General features: G+C 47.7%; 8 protein-coding genes, 1 tRNA gene and 1 pseudogene. All 10 read left to right on the top strand.

Going from position 1 to position 6,456, the window contains the following annotated elements:
* Positions 1–412: 412 nt before the first annotated feature.
* A tRNA-OTHER gene (locus JCM17471_RS13960) sits at positions 413–496 on the top strand.
* Positions 497–583: 87 nt separating this feature from the next.
* Positions 584–1,029, top strand: a pseudogene (locus JCM17471_RS16410) (terminase small subunit).
* A 53-nt stretch (positions 1,030–1,082) separates the two neighbouring features.
* Positions 1,083–2,261 (top strand): PBSX family phage terminase large subunit, encoded by a 1,179-nt coding sequence (locus tag JCM17471_RS04375; protein WP_225354116.1) that lies wholly within the window; start codon positions 1,083–1,085, stop codon positions 2,259–2,261.
* Positions 2,252–3,706: a phage portal protein gene (locus JCM17471_RS04370; RefSeq protein WP_054776959.1), complete on the top strand. Its 1,455-nt coding sequence runs from the start codon at positions 2,252–2,254 to the stop codon at positions 3,704–3,706. Before JCM17471_RS04375 ends, JCM17471_RS04370 begins: the two co-directional genes overlap by 10 nt.
* A 24-nt stretch (positions 3,707–3,730) precedes the next feature.
* A complete protein-coding gene (locus tag JCM17471_RS04365) occupies positions 3,731–4,699 on the top strand; it encodes a minor capsid protein (protein WP_054776958.1) in 969 nt (322 codons plus the stop codon).
* Between the two features lie 93 nt (positions 4,700–4,792).
* Positions 4,793–4,981, top strand: a complete 189-nt coding sequence (locus JCM17471_RS16405) for an ADP-ribosyltransferase (protein WP_156321595.1) — start codon at positions 4,793–4,795, stop codon at positions 4,979–4,981.
* A complete protein-coding gene (locus tag JCM17471_RS14420) occupies positions 4,942–5,301 on the top strand; it encodes a hypothetical protein (RefSeq protein WP_054776957.1) in 360 nt (119 codons plus the stop codon). Before JCM17471_RS16405 ends, JCM17471_RS14420 begins: the two co-directional genes overlap by 40 nt.
* Positions 5,223–5,387: an ADP-ribosyltransferase gene (locus JCM17471_RS16400; protein ID WP_162208349.1), complete on the top strand. Its 165-nt coding sequence runs from the start codon at positions 5,223–5,225 to the stop codon at positions 5,385–5,387. The genes JCM17471_RS14420 and JCM17471_RS16400 overlap by 79 nt, the downstream gene beginning before the upstream one ends.
* Entirely contained in the window at positions 5,380–5,571 is a 192-nt protein-coding gene (locus JCM17471_RS04355) for a hypothetical protein (protein WP_054776956.1), read from the top strand. The genes JCM17471_RS16400 and JCM17471_RS04355 overlap by 8 nt, the downstream gene beginning before the upstream one ends.
* Positions 5,572–5,902: 331 nt before the next feature.
* Entirely contained in the window at positions 5,903–6,451 is a 549-nt protein-coding gene (locus tag JCM17471_RS04345) for a phage scaffolding protein (protein WP_054776954.1), read from the top strand.
* Positions 6,452–6,456 lie beyond the last annotated feature (5 nt).

Genomic DNA, 6,456 nt, shown 5'->3' with positions numbered 1-6,456 from the left:
ATCTTAATCGATAGCGATCCGCGACCAGAGCGGCTAATCTGGTAACCAGTCAGTCGGGTCAAACTGCTGGCTGGCATTGCCAGCAATGGCACATCATTTATTTTCCACCCACACACCTCATTTTAGATCTAAGGTTAGTCGCTGTGGCGGAATAGGTAGACGCTAGGACACGTAGATGATTGGGTTCAACCGTGTTAGAGAGACCAGCGTGCACATCATGTCAGGTGCAAATCCTGACCGGCGACATAAGTGGAGACATCAGAAATGGTGTCAGCTTGTGGCAATTGCAGATCAATTGCTATGAGAAAGCCCTCGTTGGAAGGGTAACGGGACTAATGCCAACTCGCCCGTTTATACGACCACGTAAAATCCCATGGTTAAGCATGTCGGTTCGAATCCGGCCGTGGTCATTCCGGCGTTAGCATAGTGGCAGCGCAGGGTGATCCCGGGATAACAACATGACACCCAGGCGCCGGTTCGATTCCGGCACGCCGTCCTTGTGGTATATCCACACCATTGATACCAATCCAGAGATAGGCGCTTAGGCGTCTATTTTTGTGCATAAAATAAGGAGGTGACCTGAGTGGTTACCAAGAAACTAACGGTTAAACAGCAAAAATTCGCAGACGCGTTTATTGAGAGTGGAAATGCTACTCAGGCCGCTATCAGCGCAGGCTACAGTAAAAAACAGCTCCAACTATTGGTTCAGAGAACCTAATAAAACCTAATGTTAAAAGCTACATCGACGAACGCATGAAGGCTATCTCGGATAGCAAGATACTCAGCCAGCAGGAAACGCTTGAGCTAATTAGCAAGTTTGCCAATGGTGAAATGCTCGAAGAGGTGGTTGCCAATAATGGCAAGATTGTTGAAGTGCCAGTGAGTGGTCAACAGCGGCTCAAAGCACTAGAGATGATGGCACGGCGCTGGGGGACTTTCACTGATAAGGTGGACGCTAACGTTAAGGTTGACCCGGTTGTGATTGTCGATAACGTGCCAAAGGGTGATGGCAATGCCAGAGCTGATTAATCTGATCGCGCCAAGTTTTTATGGCTTGCACCATGATATTGTTGATGGCAAGCATGCCAACTACTGGCTCAAAAGGCGGTCGTGGATCAACCAAATCTAGCTTTATCTCAATTGAGATTGTGTTAGGCACTATGCGTGACCCGCAAGCCAATGCAGTGGTTCTGCGGAAAGTTGCCAACACACTGCGTGACTCGGTGTTTGACCAGTACCTGTGGGCTATCGATGCGCTAGACGTGTCTCATCTGTGGCGCGACTCTGTGAGCCCTATGTCACTCACTTACCTGCCAACGGGCCAGCAGATTAGATTCAAGGGTGCTGATAAGCCAAACAAGATTAAGTCCCAAAAGTTCCGAGTTGGATTCACGAAGTATAAGCACTATGAAGAAGCCGATGACTTTAACGGCATGAAAGAGATTCGGTCAATCAACCAGTCGCTTAATCGTGGCGGCAGCGGCATTATCACCTTTTATAGCTACAACCCGCCGGAGAGTCAGAACAACTGGGTAAACCAAGCGGTGGTAGCAGCAGACACACGAGATGACACGCTGGTACACTCATCAGACTATCTGAGTGTCAATCCTGCCTGGCTGGGTAAAGAGTTTATCGCTGATGCGGAGCAACTCAAGATAGATAACCCAAAAGCCTATGAGCACGAATATATGGGTGAAGTAACCGGCACAGGCGCTGAGGTATTCACAAACCTCAATCTACGTGAAATCAGCGATGAGGAAATTGCAACATTCGACAACATTAAACACGGGCTGGACTTTGGGTTCGCGCATGATCCGTTGGCTTATGAGGACATCTATTATGATGTGGCTCGCCAGCGGATTTTTATATTCAATGAGATTTATCAGGTTGGCCTATCCAACCGAGAGGCAGTTGAGCAAATCATGGCTCTCAATAAACGTAATGAGCCAATAACTGCCGATTCAGCAGACCCACGAACAATCGCGGAATTCCGAGACTGGGGTGCCAATGTGTTTGGCGCACGCAAGGGGCCGGGTAGTCGTGACCACGGATTCAAGTGGTTGCAAGACCTGCGACAAATCATCATTGACCCAGTGCGAGCACCTAACACAGCTCGTGAGTTTAGTGGCTATGAGTTAGCACGAGACCAAAATGGCAACTTTAAATCTGGCTATCCTGATGGTGATGACCACTCGATTGATGCCACACGCTATGCCATGGAAGACAGCATGAATAAGGGGGGATATGTACCTTGGACTTAAAAGCGATGAAACAGCTACTCAAAAACACCGATGCACGGCGGGCAAGAGTAACTGCCAAGTATTCAAAATCAAAGAGCTATTACTTTAACGAGAATGACATCACTGCTCGCAACGCCGGTGAATCAAAGACCAACGAAGAAGGCAAGGATGACCCACTGCGCAGCGCAGACAACCGGGTGTCAAACAACTTCCACCAAATCTTGATTGACCAGAAGGCAGATTATGTAGCGTCGTCAGCGCCCATCATTGACGTTGAGGATGACAAGCTTAACGACAAGATTGCTGATAAGCTGGGAGACCGTTTAGGCTCAACGCTTAATCAGTTAGTCGTTGACGCCTCACTTGCTGGCGTAGCGTGGCTGCATGTTTGGCACGACGCTGATAATGAACTCAAGTACGCTGTCATTCCGCCAGACCAGGTCACACCAATCTATTCAGATGACGCTGACCCCGTTCTGTTGGCCGTACGGCGCACCTATAATCAGCTTGACCCAGACACTGGCAAGCAGTATTCGGTGCATGAATATTGGACTGACAAGGATGTGACTGCCTTTAAGTCAGAGCGCAACACCTACTCAGACCTGCAAGCAATTGATAATCGCTTTACGATTTATGATGCATCAAGCGGCGATGATATCGGGACCAGCTCAGTGTACCAACACAACATGGGCGTGGTGCCATTCATCCCATTCAAGAACAACAAGTTTGAGACACCTGATCTAGACAAGTACAAAGGTCTCATTGATGTTTATGACAAGGTATATAACGGCTTTGTCAATGACGTGGATGATGTTCAGCAGGTTATCCTGGTCCTAACCAACTATGGTGGGGCAAACTTGGACCAGTTTAAACATGACCTCAAGAACGCCAAAGCAATTAAGCTCAACAGTATTGGCCCTGGTGATAAGTCCGGTGTTGATAAGCTGACCATTGATATACCTGTAGAAGCCCGCAACTCACTGCTTGAGCAAACGTTTGAGAAGATATTTGTGTTTGGACAAGGCGTTAATCCTACCAAGCTCGAAGCCGGCAACAACACTGGGGTTGCAATTAAGATGATGTACTCCAACCTAGAGCTCAAGGTATCAACAGTGCAGACCTGGTTTGAGAACGGACTAGCTGAGCTGGTGAGGATTATCATGCGTGACCTAAAAGTCACTGATGCAGACAAGCGCTCAATCAATCAGACGTGGACACGTGCTTCAATCAGAAATGATGTTGAACAGGCCGATATCGTGTCTAAGCTATCAGACGTCACTAGCCGTGAGAACACCGCCAAGGGCAATCCACTGGTCAACAACTGGCAGGAAGAGCTTGAGTTGCAGGACGATGACGCCGAAGAGAAAGCTCAACAGCCAGACCCCTTCGCTAATCCCAATCCGCTGCAAGAAGACGATGACGATGACAAGAAAAAAGACGACGTAACCGGTGATGACGATGAATAATCGCAATTACTGGAAGCGCCGTTTTTGCAGCTCAAAGTCGATTCGATTCGCCGGTCAGCAAGTTACGAGCATGACTTAACTCAGCGACTTATCGAAGCCCGTGGTCAGCTTGACATCGACCTGGACGGCTGGTATCAGCGCTATGCTGACACTAAAGGCGACATCGATAAGGCGACTGCTCAAAAGCTATTGAAGGGCGCTCGCAAAAGCAACTGGCAGATGGGCCTCGATGAGTTCAAAGCCAAGGCAAAGCAAGGCGGCTATGAAGATGAGCTTGACCTTGAGTACATCACGAGCCGCGTCAGTCGACTGCAAGAATTACAGTTTCAGATGCAGCAGACCATGACCGGCATGGCGCTCAGCGAGCAGAAGCGCTTTGCTCAAGCACTAGGTGATGACTATGAGCAGACTTACATGCGAAACCTTTACACACTGAATCAAGCGGGTGTGGACATAGCTAGCGAGTTTGCTCACTTCAATCAAGGCGAGGTCGACATGATTGTCAGTCAGCCTTGGATGGGGAAAAACTTTAGTAGTCGGCTTTGGGGCAACCTGGTCAATGATTTACCAGACCTGCTGACCACCGGGATTAGCAAAGCCGTTCTTCTTGGCTATAGCTATGAGCGTGTTGAGCGTGAGATGCACAAGACACTCAAGGACTTCACAAGCAGTCAGATTCACCGGCTAGTCATCACCGAGATGGCTCATGTGTCTGAGACCGCCACGGCCGCTTCTTACGAGGCTGGTGGGATTGAGCGCTATGAGTACCTGGCCACGCTCGAAAGCCACACCTGCGAGATTTGTGCCAAGTTAGATGGAAAGAAATTCAAGGTGAGTGAACGCGTTGCCGGTGCTAACTATCCTCCGATTCACGCTCACTGCCGATGCACCACAGTGCCCACGATTGAAGGACTTGAAGATCTGCCTTCTCGCCGGTGGCAACGTGATCCGGTTAATGGTAAAGGCTTCATTGGTGACAGCATGACTTTTTGACCAGTGGCTGCACAAAGATGACCCAAAGTCAGAAAAGCCTGTGGTCCCTAAAAAGCCGATTAAAAGACGCTATAAGCCAGTCACACAAAAACACTGAAAGAACACGCAAAATATATTAAAGGCCTGCCGGTGGAGCAACAAGATGCCATTATCAACTATACTGGCAGTGATTACAGCAAAATCAATAGAGCCTTGCGTAACGGGCGTAGCATGGGTAAAAAACTGCTGAGACTGAGGAACGTTTGGCAAAAGCGGTTGACCGAGAATTGGGACAGGACATGAATGTGTTTCGAGGACTTGAAAAATTACCGTCCGATATTTTTGATGGACTGAGTGATAATCAAGCAAAGGCACTCAAAAGGGCCGTTAAAGTTGCAAATACGCCTATCCCGGATAATATACTTGAAAAAATTAATACAGAACTCGCGTCAATTGATACCGCCAAAATAACTGATGAGGGCTATATGTCTACGACACGTCAGACAGCTGTGACTAAACGTTCTCCAGCAAGGTGTTTCTTGACTTGTCTGTTGATAAGGAAGTTCACGGCTTGTCAGTTGAATATATCTCGAAATATAAAAAAGAATCTGAGATTTTGTTGAACAAAGGGGCTATAATAAAAGTACAGGGAATTCAACTCGATCCCAATCACGGGCTCGTCATCAAAGGAGTGATTTCGAATGACTGACAAAAGAGACAATAAATCTAAAGAAATCCGCGGCGACTATCTTGTTGGTAAGGGCGACGACATGAAGGTTATCCAACCGATATCATTCGTGAGTCAAGAAGCGTCTGATTCTTTTGCAGATAATTTAAATGCGGCTCTTGACGAATTGGAGGAATATCAATCAAATTTGGATAAGAGATATTAGCACCCACAAATTACGTGAGTGCTATTTTTGTATCAAAAACCAGGAGGGTGAGATGTGGATAAGAAAAGGAACACCGGAGGAATGGGATTCTTGAGTACTCTGACAATCGTGTTTATCGTGCTCAAGCTGTGCAGTGTCATAAATTGGCCGTGGCTATGGGTGTTGGCTCCGATGTGGATTTCTATTGCCTTGATGTTCGTAATTGCACTGGTTGCTGCTATAGCCACCGTCTTAAAGTAAACAACTCGCCCTGGGTAAGGCGTTAAAAGGCCTATTTTTTACACTCTCACGGGGTCGCGCCCCGACAACAAACGTAGGAGGAAGCAATAATATGAATCGAGAACTATTAGAATCATTGGGATTAGACAAGGAAGCCATCGACAAGGTTATGGCAGCTCACGGCAAGGCGGTGACAGAGCTCAAGTCAAAGGCTGATAAGGCGGATGAATTAGCCGCAGCAAACGAGACTTTAACCACTCAACTGTCCGACCGTGACAAGGACCTCAAGTCGCTCAAGAAGGGCGCCGGGGACAACGAAGAGCTCAACAAGCAGTTAAGTGAATTGCAAAGCAAGTACACAACTGAGACTCAGGCTTTGCAAGACCAGATTGCAAGTACAAAGCTCAACGGCGCTCTCTCAACAGCTTTGGTCGAAGCCAAGGTACGTAACCCCAAAGCAGTCAAGGGGCTGTTAGATATGGATAAAATAAAGCTGGACGACAAGGACCAATTAAGTGGGCTTGAAGACCAGTTACAAGCAATCCATGAATCCGACAGCTACCTGTTTGATGAAGGCACCAAGCAAGACTACAACCCTGCTGGTGGCAATCCGTCTGACCAAGACCCAACACAAACGCTAGTAGATGCGTTTAAAAATTAGGAGGA

The sequence above is a fragment of the Lacticaseibacillus saniviri JCM 17471 = DSM 24301 genome, from assembly GCF_001311785.1.
Taxonomy (GTDB): Bacteria; Bacillota; Bacilli; order Lactobacillales; family Lactobacillaceae; genus Lacticaseibacillus; species Lacticaseibacillus saniviri.
The sequence above is the reverse complement of the archived record's forward strand: the minus strand, read 5'-3'. Positions and strand labels throughout refer to the sequence as shown.

Bases quoted from the DNA above. Each gene is read 5' to 3' on its own strand.
- JCM17471_RS04375 (WP_225354116.1), top strand. From the start codon at position 1,083: ATGCCAACTACTGGCTCAAAAGGCGGTCGTGGATCAACCAAATCTAGC.
- JCM17471_RS04355 (WP_054776956.1), top strand. From the start codon at position 5,380: ATGACTGACAAAAGAGACAATAAATCTAAAGAAATCCGCGGCGACTAT.
- JCM17471_RS04345 (WP_054776954.1), top strand. From the start codon at position 5,903: ATGAATCGAGAACTATTAGAATCATTGGGATTAGACAAGGAAGCCATC.